General features: G+C 46.7%; 22 protein-coding genes. 11 read left to right on the forward strand and 11 right to left on the reverse strand.

The window, feature by feature from the left end; genetic code table 11:
* Nucleotides 1–240 precede the first annotated feature (240 nt).
* From H6H02_RS08275 to H6H02_RS08300, 6 genes are all read left to right on the forward strand, one after another.
* Entirely contained in the window at nt 241–1,596 is a 1,356-nt protein-coding gene (locus tag H6H02_RS08275) for a DUF4365 domain-containing protein (RefSeq protein WP_190816495.1), read from the forward strand.
* Complete coding sequence (locus H6H02_RS08280) at nt 1,586–2,041, forward strand: hypothetical protein (protein ID WP_190816497.1); 456 nt, start codon at nt 1,586–1,588, stop codon at nt 2,039–2,041. Before H6H02_RS08275 ends, H6H02_RS08280 begins: the two co-directional genes overlap by 11 nt.
* Nucleotides 1,998–3,050 carry a hypothetical protein gene (locus H6H02_RS08285; protein ID WP_190816499.1) on the forward strand — a complete coding sequence of 351 codons (1,053 nt, stop codon included), beginning with the start codon at nt 1,998–2,000 and terminating at the stop codon, nt 3,048–3,050. The genes H6H02_RS08280 and H6H02_RS08285 overlap by 44 nt, the downstream gene beginning before the upstream one ends.
* A gap of 104 nt (nt 3,051–3,154) precedes the next feature.
* Nucleotides 3,155–5,071, forward strand: a complete 1,917-nt coding sequence (locus H6H02_RS08290) for a GTPase family protein (protein ID WP_190816501.1) — start codon at nt 3,155–3,157, stop codon at nt 5,069–5,071.
* A 154-nt stretch (nt 5,072–5,225) separates the two neighbouring features.
* A complete protein-coding gene (gene msrB / locus H6H02_RS08295; protein WP_190816503.1) occupies nt 5,226–5,720 on the forward strand; it encodes a peptide-methionine (R)-S-oxide reductase MsrB in 495 nt (164 codons plus the stop codon).
* Nucleotides 5,721–5,956: 236 nt separating this feature from the next.
* Entirely contained in the window at nt 5,957–6,403 is a 447-nt protein-coding gene (locus tag H6H02_RS08300; protein WP_190816505.1) for a hypothetical protein, read from the forward strand.
* A 183-nt stretch (nt 6,404–6,586) separates the two neighbouring features.
* Here H6H02_RS08300 and H6H02_RS27030 read toward each other — a convergent pair whose 3' ends face one another.
* The 5 genes from H6H02_RS27030 to H6H02_RS08325 all read right to left on the reverse strand — a co-directional run bounded on the left by H6H02_RS27030 (nt 6,587) and on the right by H6H02_RS08325 (nt 8,752).
* Nucleotides 6,587–7,090: a GNAT family N-acetyltransferase gene (locus H6H02_RS27030; protein WP_190430712.1), complete on the reverse strand. Its 504-nt coding sequence runs from the start codon at nt 7,088–7,090 to the stop codon at nt 6,587–6,589.
* Nucleotides 7,091–7,096: 6 nt separating this feature from the next.
* Nucleotides 7,097–7,378, reverse strand: a complete 282-nt coding sequence (locus tag H6H02_RS08310) for a DUF1778 domain-containing protein (protein WP_190430711.1) — start codon at nt 7,376–7,378, stop codon at nt 7,097–7,099.
* A 134-nt stretch (nt 7,379–7,512) separates the two neighbouring features.
* The gene (locus tag H6H02_RS08315) at nt 7,513–7,899 is read right to left on the reverse strand and encodes an alr0857 family protein (protein ID WP_190816507.1); all 387 of its coding nucleotides are present in this window, start codon (nt 7,897–7,899) and stop codon (nt 7,513–7,515) included.
* Nucleotides 7,900–7,913: 14 nt separating this feature from the next.
* A complete protein-coding gene (locus tag H6H02_RS08320) occupies nt 7,914–8,435 on the reverse strand; it encodes an HNH endonuclease (protein WP_190816509.1) in 522 nt (173 codons plus the stop codon).
* Nucleotides 8,436–8,515: 80 nt separating this feature from the next.
* Complete coding sequence (locus H6H02_RS08325) at nt 8,516–8,752, reverse strand: hypothetical protein (protein ID WP_190816511.1); 237 nt, start codon at nt 8,750–8,752, stop codon at nt 8,516–8,518.
* Nucleotides 8,753–8,845: 93 nt separating this feature from the next.
* On the opposite strand from H6H02_RS08325, the gene H6H02_RS08330 reads away from it, so the two are divergent.
* Entirely contained in the window at nt 8,846–9,184 is a 339-nt protein-coding gene (locus H6H02_RS08330; RefSeq protein ID WP_190678723.1) for a hypothetical protein, read from the forward strand.
* Nucleotides 9,185–9,324: 140 nt separating this feature from the next.
* On the opposite strand, the gene apcB is transcribed toward H6H02_RS08330, so the two are convergent.
* From apcB to H6H02_RS27035, 3 genes are read right to left on the reverse strand one after another with little or no spacing between them, the layout of a single operon-like run.
* Entirely contained in the window at nt 9,325–9,834 is a 510-nt protein-coding gene (apcB, locus tag H6H02_RS08335) for an allophycocyanin subunit beta (protein WP_190816513.1), read from the reverse strand.
* 46 nt (nt 9,835–9,880) lie between these two features.
* Nucleotides 9,881–10,030, reverse strand: a complete 150-nt coding sequence (locus H6H02_RS08340; protein ID WP_190816794.1) for a hypothetical protein — start codon at nt 10,028–10,030, stop codon at nt 9,881–9,883.
* Nucleotides 9,999–10,337 (reverse strand): hypothetical protein, encoded by a 339-nt coding sequence (locus H6H02_RS27035; protein WP_242040623.1) that lies wholly within the window; start codon nt 10,335–10,337, stop codon nt 9,999–10,001. The genes H6H02_RS08340 and H6H02_RS27035 overlap by 32 nt, the downstream gene beginning before the upstream one ends.
* 468 nt (nt 10,338–10,805) lie before the next feature.
* Between H6H02_RS27035 and glnA the strand changes: the two genes are divergently transcribed.
* From glnA to H6H02_RS08365, 4 genes are all read left to right on the forward strand, one after another.
* Entirely contained in the window at nt 10,806–12,227 is a 1,422-nt protein-coding gene (gene glnA, locus H6H02_RS08350) for a type I glutamate--ammonia ligase (RefSeq protein WP_190816515.1), read from the forward strand.
* Between the two features lie 317 nt (nt 12,228–12,544).
* On the forward strand, nt 12,545–13,693 hold the full coding sequence (locus tag H6H02_RS08355; protein WP_190816517.1) for a class I SAM-dependent methyltransferase: 1,149 nt from the start codon (nt 12,545–12,547) through the stop codon (nt 13,691–13,693).
* Between the two features lie 241 nt (nt 13,694–13,934).
* Nucleotides 13,935–14,438, forward strand: a complete 504-nt coding sequence (locus H6H02_RS08360; protein ID WP_190816519.1) for a YbjN domain-containing protein — start codon at nt 13,935–13,937, stop codon at nt 14,436–14,438.
* Nucleotides 14,439–14,476: 38 nt separating this feature from the next.
* On the forward strand, nt 14,477–15,277 hold the full coding sequence (locus H6H02_RS08365) for a biotin/lipoate A/B protein ligase family protein (protein WP_190816521.1): 801 nt from the start codon (nt 14,477–14,479) through the stop codon (nt 15,275–15,277).
* An 11-nt stretch (nt 15,278–15,288) separates the two neighbouring features.
* Here H6H02_RS08365 and H6H02_RS08370 read toward each other — a convergent pair whose 3' ends face one another.
* The 3 genes from H6H02_RS08370 to psaK all read right to left on the reverse strand — a co-directional run bounded on the left by H6H02_RS08370 (nt 15,289) and on the right by psaK (nt 17,501).
* Nucleotides 15,289–15,780, reverse strand: a complete 492-nt coding sequence (locus H6H02_RS08370) for a DinB family protein (RefSeq protein WP_190816523.1) — start codon at nt 15,778–15,780, stop codon at nt 15,289–15,291.
* Nucleotides 15,781–15,811: 31 nt separating this feature from the next.
* Complete coding sequence (locus H6H02_RS08375; RefSeq protein WP_190816767.1) at nt 15,812–17,029, reverse strand: site-2 protease family protein; 1,218 nt, start codon at nt 17,027–17,029, stop codon at nt 15,812–15,814.
* A 181-nt stretch (nt 17,030–17,210) separates the two neighbouring features.
* Nucleotides 17,211–17,501 (reverse strand): photosystem I reaction center subunit PsaK, encoded by a 291-nt coding sequence (gene psaK / locus H6H02_RS08380; protein WP_242040624.1) that lies wholly within the window; start codon nt 17,499–17,501, stop codon nt 17,211–17,213.
* Nucleotides 17,502–17,579: the final 78 nt, after the last annotated feature.

Here is a 17,579-nt window from a genome sequence, read left to right on the forward strand (position 1 = left end):
CAGCACGCTACGCGATCGCGGGCTTCCAGTGCAGCGTGGTGTTAAAGCGCGATCGCTATTGGCTTTTTGGCTGGCGATCGCGTAGCTTGGACTGCTAACGGCTTAACTCACAGCAGCAGATATCGCAGAATTTACAAAAGGGGGTTTTCTCTGTCTGGAGCAATGAAGTGTTAGCTTGCTCATACGTTTAGCTACAATACAGTACATATGTATTCTCTGTACATGTAGTTAACTGCTTCTGTGCCTAAGAAGATTAGTCATTCCGATATTATCGGACAACAAGGTATCAACATTATTGAAGAGATCGTCCTTGAAATGGGCTTTCTCTGGTATCCGTCTGGGGGTGTAGAAGCAGGTATCGATGGTGTCATTGAAATCCGCGATTCTGAAACTGGCGAGGTTACAAACTGCATTATTCAGGTTCAAAGCAAAGCTAGGCAAAAGACTCAACTTCAGGCAGAAACTGAAACTAGCTTCGAGTATCGATGCGACGAGAGAGATATTGACTACTGGCTGCAAGGCAATGCTCCGGTCATTTTAATTATTATTAAAATCTCTACCAAAGAAGCTTTCTGGGTTTCTACCAAAGACTATTTCCGCGACCTCAAGCGACGGCAATCCAAAAAGGTTCTTTTTGATAAAGTACGTGACCGCTTTGATGTGGGTGCCAGATTATCCTTAATGCATCTGGCTATCCCTCGAAATTCAGGACTGTATCTGGCACCACGTCCAAAGCAAGAGAAGCTGTACTCCAATTTGTTACGAGTTTCGCGGCTTGCAGAACATCTCTACACGGCTTACACCATTACAGAGGATGAATCTAAGGCATATTCAATACTCCAGAAGATTGGTCGAGATTTAGGACAAGAGTGGTTGTTGAAAGAAAATTTTGTGCTGAGTTTTCATAACCTACGTGAACCACCTTGGACAGAGATTTGCGATCCAGGAACTATCGAGGAACATGACGTAGAAGAATGGTCTTTATCAAGCAGGCTTGAACGGCAGCAGGAATTTGTATGGTTACTGAACAAGGCACTTCGAGAAAAAGTCAAAATTGATTTATCGTTCGACCCAAAGAAAAAGTGTTACTACTTTAAGCCAACTGCTGATAAATCAGCACGTCAATACGATTACCGAAGTCTTGCAAAGAAAACTCATCGAGATGTTTTTCAGCGCTACTTAAAGAAAAACTCTGAGGAAGTTGCTTACTATCGGCACTCCGCTTTTCAAGGGCAATTTCTACGAATCGAGTCTAATTGGTTTCTCGAAATTACACCAACATACTTCTTTAGTAGAGACGGCTATACAAGAGACAAATTTGAACAGGAAAAGCTCTCAGGAATCAAACGTCTTGAGAAAAATTCTGCTGTGTTTGGTCAACTTGTAATGTGGGCTGAGTATTTAAGTACGCCTGCCCAAGGTGAATTATTCACTCCTATTTACCAATTTCTAGAGTTTGATCGGTTAGAAGAGTTTGAAATCGACGTTGGTATCAATGACTCTATTTGGCTAGGGACTGAGGATAAAGAAACTACTGAAATCCTCGAAGATAATCTGAATGATTTACCTTTGTTTCGATTAAAAAATGAAAATTGAATTTTTACAAGAACCTGAACTAGAGTTTGGCAATGGCGGACGGCATATTGACATTCGTTTTGGAATGATGCATTATAAACCGCTAGATTATGATAGCACTTCTGCTCCTAAGGAAATTAAAGCGGGGATCATTGGCTCTTCGGAAACGATCGAAAGATTAGCCGCTTGGCTGGAAAAATGTAAGCAGGGAATTGAGGCAAAGAAAAGCAATCAACAATATCTTTTTCCTGACTTTCCAGGCTTTGGGGAAGAAGATAACCTACCTACTGGTATTAGCTTGGATGACAGAAGAAATGTAACCATTTCAAAGAAGGATATTGAAACTCTTCTAGAAAACAAAGACCCCAATACATTCCTTCGAGAATCAGTTAAGTTCTTTATTGAAGAGTTACGATACATCGATGAAAAAAACAAGCCCAGATGTTTTAATCTGTGCATTACCTGAAGCTTTACTAGAACGAATATTTATCGATGAAGAATACAATGAGAATCCCAGCCAGCAATCTTCTAATCACAATAGTCAATCAGAAGTAGATTTAGATTTCCATGACTTGCTTAAGGCAAAAGCAATGGTATTGCGGAAGCCAACACAAATTATTTTACCAGAAACTTACAACGCGGGTAAGAAGCTAAAAGCAAGCCCTCGAAAGCAGAAAGCTCATTCTATTCAGGATGAAGCAACTCGTGCTTGGAATCTTTATACCGCACTTTACTACAAAGCTTTAGGAACTCCGTGGCGATTGGTACGAGATGCGCGGGATTTAACCACCTGTTATATCGGTATCAGTTTCTACAAAACTCTCGATCGCTCCAAGGTCTATACCAGCACTGCTCAAATTTTTAATGAGAGGGGGGAGGGGGTTATTTTACGTGGAGGTCAAGCAGAACAGACAAAAGACGACCGCCAACCTTACCTTCCAGCAGCGGATGCGGCTGAGTTGCTTTCTAATGCTTTAGCTCTATACCGTCGAGAGCATCATAACCTACCTGCAAGAGTTGTATTGCACAAGAGTTCTCGATTTATTCCAGAGGAGTTAGAAGGCTTTCAAGATGCGCTGGACAAACATGATATTAATTCCGCAGAATTTATTAGTTTTGATCGCATAAGTGGAACCCGTTTGTTTCGGTATGGCAAATACCCACCGTTGCGGGGAACGTTACTAACTTTGGATGATCGCACTCATGTTTTGTACACAAGGGGCAGTATCGATTTTTTCTCAACCTACCCAGGAATGTATGTGCCCCGTCCTCTCAAGTTCCGGTGTGAGAGTGTAGAGGGAACACCAAAAGCTCTAGCTCAAGAGATTTTGGCACTGACTAAGATGAATTGGAACAATACGCAGTTTGATCGTGGAGAACCAATTACTATCCGGGCAGCACGTCAGGTTGGCAGCATTTTGAAATATTTGGGAAAGAACGATTCGCTTGAAACGCACTATCGCTTCTACATGTGAGGTGAATGCCGCTTGGATTACTGAACCAACGTTCTAGCTACTAACGGTGGAGTGGTTAGGGACAATAACGGTATAAGAAGTCGAATCGAGACAGGTTTGGAACAATGGTGCAATTAAAGGTGTGGCAGTGGGTGGTGTTGGCAACGCCGATCGCAACGATCGTTGGTTTCTTGCTGATATCGGCAGGGTTGCAGATTCACGAGTGGCGGATTAATTGGATCTGGGCTGTATTTACCCTGGTATTCGTGGGTTGGCGTTGGTTGCTGGTGAAGTGGACTCGACCCGCGATCGCGCAAATAGAATCTGTTATGGCGGAGGTCAGCGCCGAACTAGAATCTGGTGCAGGCGACACGGTAGGGCTACCAGCAGGAAATAATGCCGTAAATCAAGCAGAAGTCGCCTATCAAGAAATCCTAAAAGCAGCACAGAGCGATCGCCCGATTTGGGAAGACTGGCAAACTTTTTGGCAGCGATGCCAGGATCTGGTCAGTGCGATCGCTCATGTCTATAATCCGGAAGTGAAGTATCCCCTACTGAACATTTACGTTCCTCAAGCTTTCGGACTGATTCGGGGAACGGTCAACGATCTAGATCGATGGATACAACAGTTATCTCCTGCCCTCGCTCAAGTCACGATTGGGCAAGCCTACGAGGCATACGGAGTTTACCGCAAGCTGGAGCCATCGGCTCGGAAACTTGGGCAAGTCTGGAACTGGGCGCAGTGGCTTTTAAATCCGGCGGTGGCGGTGGCAAGAGTAGCCAGCAAGCGTTCCAGCAACCAGGCAACTCAGGAACTACTGGGGAATTTGAGCCAGATGTTGCGGGAAGCGGCTCTTAGGAACTTATGTCGGCAAGCGATCGCTCTCTATGGAGGAACGACTACACTGCCAAAGTCAGAATCCTCAGCTTCCACACCGACGCTACCCAAGGCAAAGACGCAAACCCTCCGAGACATCCTGGCGCAAGCAGAACCCGTCGCAGCGGTTGAGCAAAAACCCGTCAATATTCTACTGGTGGGACGAACCGGATCTGGAAAAAGCAGCTTGATTAATACACTATTTCAAGCAGATCGAGCCGCCGTGGATGTGTTGCCCAGCACTGATAAGATTCAGAATTACCGCTGGCAGAGCCAATTGGGGGAAACCCTGACGCTTTGGGATACTCCGGGTTACGAACAAGTGAACCGGGCGGATTTACGAGAGCTTGTGCTGGATTATGCCACCAATGCAGATTTGCTGCTCTTAGTGACTCCAGCCCTCGATCCGGCACTACAAATGGATGTAGACTTTCTCAAAGATATGAAGGCGGAAGTGGCAGACTTGAGCGCGATCGCCATTGTCACTCAAGTGGATCGTCTGCGTCCCATCCGCGAGTGGGAACCTCCCTACAACTGGCAAGCAGGCGATCGCCCAAAGGAAAAGGCGATTCGGGAAGCGACCGAGTATCGGGCGAAGCTTCTGGGGAATTTCTGCAATCTGGTTCTACCTGTCGTCACAGGTGACACAAAAACGGGTCGAACTGCGTGGGGAGTGGACGCACTCTCATTGGCACTCGTGGATGCGATCGCGCCTACCAAGCAACTCCGCCTTGCCCGTTTTTTGCGGAATTTGGATGCCCGCACTGTCGCTGCTGCCAAAATCATTGACCGCTACACCTTTCAGATGACAACAACACAGGGACTGGCTGCACTACTCAAAAGTCCTGTTCTCCAGTTCATTGCGACACTGACAACCGGACGCCCAAATCTAGCATATGTGCTGGCAGACCAAATTCCCGTGGAACAATTGCCAGTTGTCATTGGCAAACTTCAGATGGCGTATGATTTGTTCTCCCTCTTGAATCCGGGCGAAAACCCGATAAACTTTGACTTGCTATCCCTTTGGCCTCTGCTGTTGGAAAACCCCGCTTCACCAGAACGCAACGCCTGGGCATTTGGTCACGCTTTAGTGGAATATTGGACTCAAAATCTGACAGTTGAACAATTCCGGGAACGGTTTGAGTTCTATCTCAAGCAAATTTGAGCCGATGCCTTTTTATCTGAATCCAAGCTTCTTAGGGAATTTTAAGCAGGCTATCAGACTTAATTCAGTGCAATCGCGCATCCTAGAGATAGAGCCAAATAAACTTTCTCAAGGTTGAACTGGCTGGTTTACACCGACAACTGAATGATGCAGCATGAAAAAACGTTATCTTTTAAAGGCTGGCGCAGTAATTGTAGGCGCGGCATGGTTATCACGCAATTTAATTGGGAAATCGGAAGTTATGGCAGTTTCAAACAACAATTTTGAAATCAACAAAACCGAGGAAGAATGGCGTCAAGTTTTGACGCCCGAACAGTTCAATGTCCTGCGTAAACACGGTACCGAACGTGCTGGAACTAGCCCGCTTGATAAGCAATACGGTAAAGGAATTTATGCGTGTGCGGCGTGTGACTTACCGCTTTTTACCTCTGAAACGAAATTCGACAGCCATACTGGTTGGCCTAGTTTTTATGCTCCCATTGAAGGAGGAATTGGCACGTCAGAAGACAAGTCGCTTTTTATGACTAGAATTGAAGTGCATTGCCATCGTTGTGGTGGGCATTTAGGTCATGTATTTAACGATGGGCCACGTCCGACTGGCAAGCGCTACTGTATGAATGGTGCTGCACTTAAATTCATTCAAGGCTAACGATCGTTCTTATTTGACTGCATCGTTTGGCAGGTGTTCTAGTGAAGTTGGCGAATAGAATTCGCGCCTAAACACACAAAACCTGCGGAGGCAGGTTTCAAAAGTCCGCGCAGGCGGACTTCGTTTGTATAGCCGCGATTTCTAATCGCCAAGGCTGCTATTTAACAATTACAAACGTTAGAACTCAGTTGCTAATGGGAATACTTAGTTTGATAGGTTATTTACGGAAAATAATCATGAAATCCCTTCAAACAACTGTTTTGTCTACAATTGCAATTTTAACAAGTGGAATTTTTTTATCCTTACAGTCGCAAGCAACAGTTCCGTTGCAACAGCAGCTTGTAGCTCAAGCCAGTATTGAAGATATAATTCGCGATCTAGATGGAAACGCATATATTTTAGGCGCAGATAAACAGGAGCTTGGTGTGGTTTCAAGCGACCAGTATGCCACTGAGTCAATTTGCAACCAGTACGGAAAATATGGCAGCCCCTATTCTTCAACAAGTGTATGGAATGAATACGGCAAGTATGGTAGCTCTTATTCCACTATTGGTGCTTATAATCCTCGTGGAAATAAACCTCCTTTAATCGTGTTTGAAGGAGGAGCATTTATCTTGAGTAAGAATCCTAACCTGGAGAACCGAATAGATCCAGACTATCTGTTCGCTGTTCTATGCAGGTAGTAGAAGACATAACCCTTTTTCTCAAGGAAAGGGCGCACAGCCGTGCGCCCCTACAGTTAGTTCAAGGAGAGGGTACAAGCTTGTACATCTTGCCAAAGCTTGAAGAGGAAGAATCAAGTGGGTGAAGCTCCTAGTTCGCCATTTAACAATAAATCTGCTTGACCACAGCGACGAAACTACCTGCTATTTACGACTCTTTAATATTGTTGCCATTGGTAGGAAAAGCGAGAATTCATAATCAATTAAGGGAACGAAACCGTATTTCAGATAAAATTGCTTTGACTCATCATCCAGAGCATCAACTCTAACTGCAAAAATCCCTACTTCATCTGCAAGGCGAACTGCTTTACTAAGAGCATCCATTAGTAATCTTTTTCCCAATCCTCTCCCTTGCATTGAGGTGTCAACGGCAAGTTGTCCGATTAACATAGCGGGAACAGGATAGCGGGGTAATCTTTTTCTTAGCTGCTCTGGAAGCGAGTCAAACGTAATGCTAGACATACTGATGGTGTAATAGCCAACAACTTCATTACCATCTTCTTTGGGAATAGCAACAAAGGTTTTGGCAATGCCTTTTCTATCGTTTTGTCCAGCGTATTGCTTTAGGTAATCGTTTAACTTTGGAACTCCGCAGTCGAAAGCATCCTTCCTTACACTGCTATCGAGAGGGTGAAAAATCCATTCCACAAAGTATTACTTTTCGTACTCCTGATATTCACACATCGCCGATTTTAAAGCTTCGTTCGGTTCAGGCGGATTCTCTAGTATCGACAAAAAGAGATCCCGATCTCTATCTGACAAAACCAGTGTTTCATGAAAGGCAATGTCCTTTCTGGCAGCATCAAGTGAGTGGCAAAGCACATAAGAACTTACACTGAGTCCCATCAGTGCAGCTGCCTTTTCAAGCGTCTTTTTTTGCTCTTGGCTCAGTCTCAAATCAATTCTGCTTTCTTTGGTATTGCTGCTGGCTGACATAACTAATGTTTAATCAATCTCAGTGTTGGTATTCCGCTATGACATACCAATAGTTTGATGTATTATCCGGCAAATGTCCACACAAATACTAAGAAAAAGGGTGGGTTTTTCGACCCACCCCAAAAGTGATTTGACTACCTCAAGGAGGAGGTACAAGCTTGTGCATCTTGCCAAAGCTTGTAGAGGAAGAATTCAGCGCGATCGCTCATTGCAGTCACAAAAACACCCTCTCCATTTTTCGAGCCTCCGTCCACCCAGCTACCGTGCAGGCAGACTTCGACGTACTCGGCATCGCAAGCACACAAGCCAATAATTTCAGAACCTTCCTGCTGCGCTTCCTCTACCAACCGTCCGATTTCTGGCAAGCTAGCAGGAAGCAAGAAGGAAGCGGTGCTAGGTTCGACGGAAATGGGAGTACCCACTCGCAGCGCCAAAACCACCCGCCGTGTCACCCACTCTTCTAGAGATTGAGCCAGACACTCCAAGTAAAAGCCGTTTTCGGTGTAAGTTAGTTTCAGCATTGCTTGGTGTCTCCTTACAAATCCAGGTGATCGTGCTGTTCGCGCCAGAACTGTTCGGCAAAGGCAACAGCAGGGTGCATAGGGGCTTTAGGCTGCGTGCGAAGGGGCATTCCTGCTTGAGTCGGGGTGCGATCGCCCTTGCGCTGGTTGCACCTTTCGCAGGCAATAACTACGTTGTCCCAGGTATGTTTTCCGCCCTTTGATAAGGGTAGGACGTGATCAATCGTCAACTGTTTCGTGTTGCCGCAGTATTGGCAGGTGTGATGGTCTCTCCGTAGCAATTCTCGACGGTTCACCGGGGGAACTTTCCAAACTCGCTCTGCACTCGTGACAGTGAGGCGAATTTGTTCTGGCACCTCGATCACCACGCTGGGCGATCGCACTTGCCACCCCGGTGCATCGCTAAACTGCAAAGGTTCGGCTTTACCACCGATCAACAGAGCGATCGCTCGCTTAATATTGACCCGGCTCATGGGCAAGTAGTTCTGGGAAAATACGACTACCGACCTACCTAACACGTCAGTTGCGCTTGTCACGACTTGGCTCCTCATACAATTAACCCCCGCCTCTGGTAAATAGAAGCGGGGGTTGGAAAAACTTTTTAAGTCTTCTCGTCCTATGTTGGTACGGCTACTTTTAGCCTGTACCTCCCGCTTTGTTTGTTTAGTTTGGGTTCTGCAATCCGCAGACTCCCACTATTATTGCGATCCAAATTTTTATCAATTGACCAACCTCGCTCCTGGCAATCATATCCAGCCATAAAAAGAAACTCCACGCCCGCACCGACCGATTCCCAACTCGTTAAGGAGTCGGAATGGCTGGCTGAGATGGAGAAAGCAGGTATATGTGTCACAGGAAGGCTTCTTGAACGGTTTAACTTGAATCTGGCTTTCAATATACTACACTTGTATTACTAATCTGTCCACAAATTTTAGGAGAAAAAATCATGCGTACCCTACCTCGTACCTCAACCACTGAAATGGAAGTCACCAGCATACGCTTGGAGAGAGAACTGAAGGAAGAACTCAAAGAACTTGCAGGTCATCAGGGATATCAAGCTTTGATTCGAGATATCCTCTGGAACTACGTACAGCAGAAATCCGATGATTATAAACCTCAATTCTCTAGGTCTGATATTCTCTCTAGCGTTTCTGCCACAGCGCAGCAAGAACAACGCTGTGTATTGACAGGCAAGTTTATCCGACCGCAGGAGCCAATGTTATTAGGATTTACCAATCATGGCGATCTGGTTCCTTTAAGTGTTGAGAGTTTGTCATCGAGATAGGCTTTTGGTGTCTTCAAATTAACGTCAGCGCAGCATAAACAAAAGCGATCGCACTCTACCCCCAGTACAAGGTAAAAGTGCGATCGCTCACCAGCGAATGACTAATCGCTAATCGCTAATTGTTCATTGCCATTCGTGCCTTAGACATCCTGTTCGCTTAAATCGCGAGTCATGTGGTCAAAAGGCTGATCTACAAATGCTGTATTTGCAACTCCAGCCGCTGCCACTTGTTCTTTCACAATCTCCTTCATGATTTGGATGCCCATCACAGTTGGCCCAATCGGCACTCCCAAAGAGTTGTAAGTTTCCCGAAGACCTTGCAACACCCGTTCATCCAACACATTCGTATCACCTGCAACCAACGCATAGCTGGCATAGCGCAGGTAATAGTCCATATCCCGCAGGCAAGCCGCATAGCGACGAGTCGTATATGCATTCCCGCCTGGTCGAATCAGTTCCGGCAGGTCTTCAAACAGCCGTGACCCCGCCTGCTTCACAATCGAAGCTGCATTGGAGTTAATCACCGCCGCCGCCTGAACTCGTTCTGTGCCGGTTTCAAAATAGGATTTCAAGGACTCTACGGCATTGCGATCCAGATAACGACCCGTAACATCGTAATTCTTAATCAGGTTTGTGACTGCGTCGCGCATGAAATTGCTCTCCCAACAACAAGCTATATAGATAATTTTCTATTGTTTAGTGTGCTGTTGCATACCCGGTTTCTAGGGTGTAGTTTACAACAACAAACACTTTCAATAGCATATATCCATCTCCACAAGCATCTCCACATTGTTGAGTGCGATCGCTGCAATTCTTAGCGAGCAATTTTCTCCGGAGCGATGCCATAAGCCTTCTGGCGCATCGGTTTGCCATCCCGTGACTGATCTGCTCTAGAGCCAGCCTTTCGACGGCTCACCGGCTTCAACCAACAGACCCCTCTCATGGGTACTGGCAGTAATGTTAGCTCTTCTGGATATCGCGGCTGCGGATCGTTGAGCAACCAGATGGGCGGCACCATCATCGGGTCGTACTCAGCAATAATATCGACCATTCCAGGACGCTGCTTTAGCTCCACTCTCGTCCCAGGTCGATACTCAAATGCCTCTTGTTGCTCAAAATCTTGATCAAAATCCGTATTTAAATTAAACATCATGCTTCCCCCCGCACAAAAGTAGCAAAAGCTACTGATTAGTAAAATTGTTGCCGCCTATAAGATTTTTTTGTAAATCTCGCTACAATTTTTAACTTTTTCTTGCCTTAAGTCAAATTGCAACTGCCTTATTCTGTATAGCTCAATACAAAATCTCCTCGCACCTATCCCTAGGATGATCCAGTACATCGGTGCCTTCTGCCTTGCAAAAGGCTGAAGACTGTTAGCGTAGCGGCGCATCAGCGCGGAGTGGGGATTGAGTGGAAGACGTCTTGAGATGGGCAAAAGGGGAAAAAGATTTTCAGTCAGGAAAGTTGTACTTCTGGATACGGAAGTCTTCCCTGAAAATGCTGGCTTTCAATCCAGGTTCTCCCCCTCTTGACTTGACGATTCACTAACCCTGATGATCGCTCTTACTGTTTTTTCTGCTTTCCAGACTGAGCCAGCTTAGAAATTAAGGAGTCCGTCGTAATGTTCCAGACCCCGCAAGAATTTTTGACTTACGTCAAAGAAAAAAACATCCAGATCATTGACCTCAAATTCATCGATATGCCGGGTATCTGGCAGCATTTGTCGATGTATCACAACCAAATTGACGAAAGCAGCTTCACCGAAGGCGTACCCTTCGATGGCTCCAGTATCCGGGGTTGGAAAGCCATCAACGAATCAGACATGGCAATGGTGCTAGATCCGACAACTGCCTGGATCGACCCATTTATGGCAGAGCCAACATTAAGCGTCGTCTGTAGCATTGTCGAACCCCGGACGGGCGAACCTTACAGCCGCGACCCCCGCACCATTGCTCAGAAGGCAGTAGACTACCTAATTTCTACCGGCATTGGGGATACAGCCTTCATTGGCCCGGAAGCTGAGTTCTTCATCTTTGATGATGTCCGCTTTGACCAAAACCAGCACGAAGGCTATTACCATGTAGATTCCGTGGAAGGACGTTGGAATTCTGGGAAAAAAGAGGAGGGTGGCAACCTCGGTTATAAACCCCGCTACAAAGAGGGTTATTTCCCCGTTGCACCGACGGATACCTCGCAAGATATGCGGACAGAAATGCTGTTGACAATGGCAAACTGCGGGGTGCCGATTGAAAAGCACCACCACGAAGTTGCTACCGGCGGTCAGTGCGAACTTGGTTTCCGCTTCGCAACTTTGGTGCAAGCTGCTGATTATCTGATGACTTACAAGTACGTCATCAAGAACGTTGCCAAGAAATATGGCAAAACAGTCACCTTCATGCCGAAACCACTGTTTAACGACAACGGTTCCGGGATGCATACCCACCAGTCGATTTGGAAGGATGGGCAGCCGCTATTCGCAGGCGATAAGTATGCTGGCTTAAGCCAAATGGCGTTGCACTACATCGGTGGCATCCTGAAGCACGCACCGGCGCTGTTGGCTTTGACCAATCCCACAACCAATTCTTACAAGCGCTTGGTGCCCGGTTTTGAAGCACCCGTAAACTTGGCTTACTCCCAAGGCAACCGTTCTGCCTCGATTCGGATTCCGCTGTCTGGTACCAATCCTAAAGCGAAGCGCTTAGAGTTCCGTTGTCCGGATGCGACTTCTAACCCCTATTTGGCATTTGCTGCCATGCTCTGTGCGGGTCTAGATGGTATCAAGAACCAAATTGACCCCGGTGAATCTTTGGATAAGGATATTTACGACCTGACCCCAGAGGAACTGGCGAACGTTCCTTCCACCCCAGGATCTCTCGAAGGTGCCTTGGAGGCGTTGGAAAACGATCACGCTTTCTTGACCGATACGGGTGTGTTTACCCCAGACTTCATTCAGACTTGGATTTCATACAAGCTTGATAACGAAGTCAACCCGATGCGGCTGCGCCCCCATCCCTACGAGTTCGCTCTCTACTATGATTGCTAATTCTTGATTTTCTCGTTTACTCGATGAGAATACGGAATTGCGTGGGATACAGCCTCACGCTTTGACGAGGCATTCCTGCCAAATCTAGAGCCTGCCTCTCTGGAAGCGTGTCAATCTACAAGGGTGGGGAAATCCTACCCTTGAAATTAATTCCTAGTCCGCCATCCTTATGGGTGGCGCTTTTTCTTGTCTCACTGGAGACAGATGGCAGCGGTCCAAACAGCGTTAAGATAAAAAATATGTCTTAACAAAAAGACATACAATCTCTCAGCTTTTTCATCGTCATACTCGGTGTTCAGCACTTCTTGTTAGCTTCTATGCAGTCAACCTCAAACCTTGACCCCGCCACAGCTCTTACTGAGACTCTAACCAAGCTGACCTATCAGACTTTTCAGCAAGGCAAGAATTACTTTGGCTTAGCCCATAAAATATTAAATTCGCAGTTGCTGAATTTAATTTCTCCTCAGGTGGATGTGAAAACGAAACCGATTCCGCCAGAGGTTATACAAAAACTGAAACAAAGGCACGATCGGATTATTGAAACCGATTGGCAGGATGTCGAGCGCGGTGTATATCCCGCTAGCTTACTGTTTGATAACTCCTGGAGCGATTTTTTCCGCTATTATCCAATGGTTTGGCTGGATACGCTGCAAGTGCAACAGCGGGCTAAACAGAAGCGATATCAAGAATTTTCGCCAAACATTTCCACGGATGGTTATCCGAGCTACTACCTGCAAAACTTCCATCACCAAACTGATGGTTACTTAAGTGACTGGTCAGCAAATCTCTATGATTTGCAAGTGGAAATTCTTTTTGGTGGCACGGCAGATGCGATGCGGCGGCGGATTCTCGCGCCATTGAAACAAGGGCTGAAAGCTTTTGATTTTATTCCACCCAGACAAGTTCGCATTCTGGATGTGGCGAGTGGAACGGGGCGCACTTTGAAATTAATCCGGGGCGCTTTCCCTGAAGCCTCTCTGTTTGGGATAGATTTGTCACCCGCTTACTTGCGGAAAGCGAATCAGCTGTTATCTGAAAATCCTGGAGAATTGCCCCAACTCCTCCAAGCGAATGCTGAGAAAATCCCCTACGTGGATGAGCATTTCCATGCGGTTACTTGCGTGTTTCTCTTCCATGAGCTTCCGGCAGCGGTGCGTCAGCAGGTGATCGAGCAGTGCTACCGAGTCACGAAACCGGGTGGAGTCTTTATTATCTGCGACTCGATCCAAGTCAGTGATGCTCCAGAATTGATGCAAGTGATGGAGAACTTTCCAGAAACATTCCACGAACCGTACTACAAACACTACATCACCGATGATTTGGTGAAACGGTTAGAGAAAGCAGGCTTCGAGAATATTTCGACTGAAGTTCACTTTATGAGCAAGTATTTGATTGCTCATAAGCCAGTTGCTGAAAAGACAACGGCTTTAGATGGAGAACAAAGCGATCGCAAGCTCATGGTTTGAAACCTGGGTGTCGAGAAGTAGCAAAAGCAGACGGCATCAAGGCTAAGGCTCGTTACTAGGATGGGTAGACTCCTAGTAACGAGAATCAGAAGCAGAGGCTGAAGGCGATCGCTGATGCAGTGATGATTAAACTACTTAACGTTTGAAAACAAAAAACTAATCTTTAGAGGTGTCCTCCAAATGTGCCTCTAGGCGATAGAGTTGGTCTAGGCAAACCGCAAAACGATAAGCAGAAGGTATTATGACCACCAACGAGCCTGCTGTGGAAAGTGTTTCCACCCAAGGACTGTCAACCGAAGATCAAGTTACCAATGAGCTGATTGAAGATTCAACGGTAATCAACTATGTTGATGTGATTCAAACCGTTATCTCCAGCCTGGATCAGGACGATACGGCAATGGTGAGCCGTAACGAAGACAGCGGTCATCTTTGGAAATTTCAGTACGGTAGCGTTGAGGTGTTTGTGCAACTCACGGGTATCACCGAAGAGGATACTTTCACTGTTTGGTCTTATGTTCTCAAGCTACCTGCCAAGAACGAACCGCAGTTAATGCGGAAACTCCTGGAAATGAATTGGTCGGGCACGTTTGAATCCTGTTTTGGAATTGTGGATGACCAAGTAGTAGTGCTGACATCTCGCACTGTCGCTGAGCTTTCTCCGGGAGAAATTTCTCGCGCTGTCACCGTTGTTGCGACGATTGCAGATAATAACGACGACGCTTTACAAGCTGAATTTGGTAATTAGTTATTGGTCATGAGTCATTGGTTTTATGCAAATGACAAATGACCAATAATTCCGATTGGCGTTTGATTCCGCCGCTGGAAGCATCAGGTCGTGTCCAGATGGCAATCGACCGCTGGTTATTAGAGCAGCACCAGCGGGGTTTGCATCCCCCAGCCTTACGGTTTTACACTTGGTCTCCACCGGCGATTTCGTTGGGATATCATCAACACCGCTTGCCTGCATCTTGGCAGCATCTGGCTGCGGCGGGTGCAGTAGATTTGGTGCGGCGTCCGACTGGCGGAAGAGGAGTGCTGCACCAAGGCGATTTGACCTACATGGTGGTAACGTCAGGGCTATCTGGCAGCCGCATCCAAGCGTACCAGGAAATTTGTGAGTTTTTGATTCAGGGATGGCGATCGCTCGGTTTAGAATTGCACTACGGTTCGGCAGGACGGGGTTACATTCACAATCCCAATTGTTTTGGCACCGCAACGGGGGCGGATTTAGTTTTAGCGGATAATTCCAAATTAATTGGTAGTGCCCAAATGAGGCGGGGCAATACCATTTTGCAGCACGGATCGATGCGTTTGTCACCAGACGCCACGCTGTTTGAACAGGTGTTTGGCGAGGCTGTGACGCCGGTCAAACTACCGATTAACCAAAGGGGAGAGGCGCTGGTTTCCACAGTTGTAGAAGCCTTGACGGTAGCAGCTAGGGATTGTTTTGGTGTTGAGATGGCGGTGCAGCCATTTTCTGAAAGTGAGTGGCACGAAATTTTGGCGCAGCCAGAATTAGAGATTCCCTCACCGAATCAAGTCTTACAGAATCTAGCCTTACAGAATCAAGATGGACAATGCTAACGCTAGTAACTCTAAGGTCGGATAACTCGGTGCATATCTAGAACTGGTGGGGCAATTTCAGTCTGCGTTAACAGATCGTGAACTTGTCCCCGGTGGTGTGTCTGGTGATTAAAAAAGTGTGCGATCAACAAATCAACCGGATCGATATAAATATTTCCTTGGTTATTGCGGTATTTAATCGTACTACTCAAGAATTCGTCGTTTAAACTAGCCGCGAAGGCTTCGATCCGCTCATCTTCTGATATACGCGCTTTAGTTAGCCCGTCGAAATCCTCATAGAGAATCGCATCGAGTCCAGTGGACGGCACTTCTTTGCCCTCAAACCGCGACAACCAGATGCGATCGCCTACCATGATGTGATTTAGCGTCCCATGAATACTTTTGAAAAAGGCGGGTCTGACACGCTTACGTTCTACATCGTCCAAGCGAGTGCAAACTTCATAAAGTCTGCGATTTGCCAGCGTGTTGTAGCGTGCAAGCATCTGGAAGTGCTGTATGAGCATATTCAGACTCGTTTATCGCGTGTCAATTAATCTAATCAGTGTCAGTGGCTGATTTTGCGATCGCTTGTAGCTGCAAACTCGGCGGATAGGTGGCCTCTGCCTTGACCCGCTTGATTTCTGCTTCCGTAATCAGCATATTCAGCTTTGATGCAACAGCGCGGACAATATCGCCCCGGTCGATAATCCCGGCGACTGTCCCAGCGGGTGAGAGGACAGTAATCCAATTTAACTGCTTGGATTCCATGCAGTTAATCACTTCTACCAAAGAGATTTTCTCTTCAACCGTAGCAATTTCCGTCAGGGGATGCACAATACTATGCAGATTTTGAGTTTCCCATAGGCTGCGCTCTACAAAATGCAAATTTTCAACAGAAACTAAACCGCGATAGCGACCTTCACTCGCCGCAAAGTAAACCGGAAAGTGAGAGGCTTCCCTAGCCGCTTCCAAGATGTACTCGTCGGCAAACTGGCGCAAGGTCTTATTGGCATCCACAACCCGGAATTCTTGGGTCATGGCGTCTTTCGCCACTATCTGAAGCAAGGATTCTTGGAGGGTGGTCATCCGGTCGTAGGAACGGGCGTTGCGAATCCCAAACCAGCCGAGTAAGGCAATCCAGAAGCCACTGAACCACTGATCTTTGAACGTAATAATCGCCACTCCCACAGCGATCGCGCCCCAACCTAAAATTAAACCGCTTTTGGCTGCCCAACGGACGCCCTGAAAGCGGTCTCCGGTGAACTTCCACACGGCTGCTTTCACAACTTGTCCGCCATCTAAGGGGAGACCGGGAATCAGGTTGAATAATGCCAAGACTAGGTTAATCTTTGCCAAGTCTAATGCCATAACCTGTACGATACCGGAGATTGGCAGTCCATGAGCCAGTAGGTAAAATAGCAAATACAGCACTAAGCTAACCGCAGGACCAGCGATCGCCACTTGAAAGGCTGCGCCTGGGGTTTTGGATTCCCGGTCAATCGCTGCAATCCCGCCAAATAAAAATAAAGTAATCGAATTCACTTCGATCCCTTGCGATCGCGCGACTAAACTATGACCCAGTTCGTGCAGTAAAACTGAACCAAACAGCAATAAAGCCAACAATAATCCCGCACCCCCGCCTAGCACTGGCCCCAAAACGGGTGAGAAATCCAGGGCATTCGCAAAGGCGATCAAAGCTAAAATAAAAAACCACGAATAATCTATAAATAGCGGAATTCCAAATAGAGAGCCAACTCGCCAAGCTGCCTGCATCAAACTTTCCCATCTAATCGCTGCACTTACCAGGATATACGACGGCTCTTGTAGAAGCATGAATGATGGAAAATGAAGCGTGAAGTAGGAGAGTGAGCCTTCCCGACCTTTAGGGTAATTGGTGAGCAGTGCCCACCCTGCCAACTTCACTGAAAAGACAGTTATTATCGAGCGATGGCTTCTAAAGGAGACCTGTATTGGTCAGTCCCAAGATGGCACCCGTTCCCAGGATGTGTCCAAAACTCAAACCCGCAATAAATTGAGCGACGCTAAAATTCTTACCAAAACCGGGCAGTGGGAAAGGCAGTTTAGGGCCAACTCCTGGCTTTTGGACAGCGTTGCGGGCAAGAAAAAGACCCAAAATGTTGAAAGCAGTCATGACAATGAATACAGAGGGACTCATTGCTGGTGTTGGAGGAACCGTCGGCTGCAATGCTGCAAGTGAACTTGCAAGTAAACTTAAGTCAATCAATTTCTTTTCTCCTGCTTTGATAAAATCAGCAACGAAGGGATTATAAAACGTGGAGGCAACGGTTTATTCTTTCTGATG

This window comes from Coleofasciculus sp. FACHB-1120, from assembly GCF_014698845.1.
GTDB lineage: Bacteria > Cyanobacteriota > Cyanobacteriia > Cyanobacteriales > FACHB-T130 > FACHB-T130.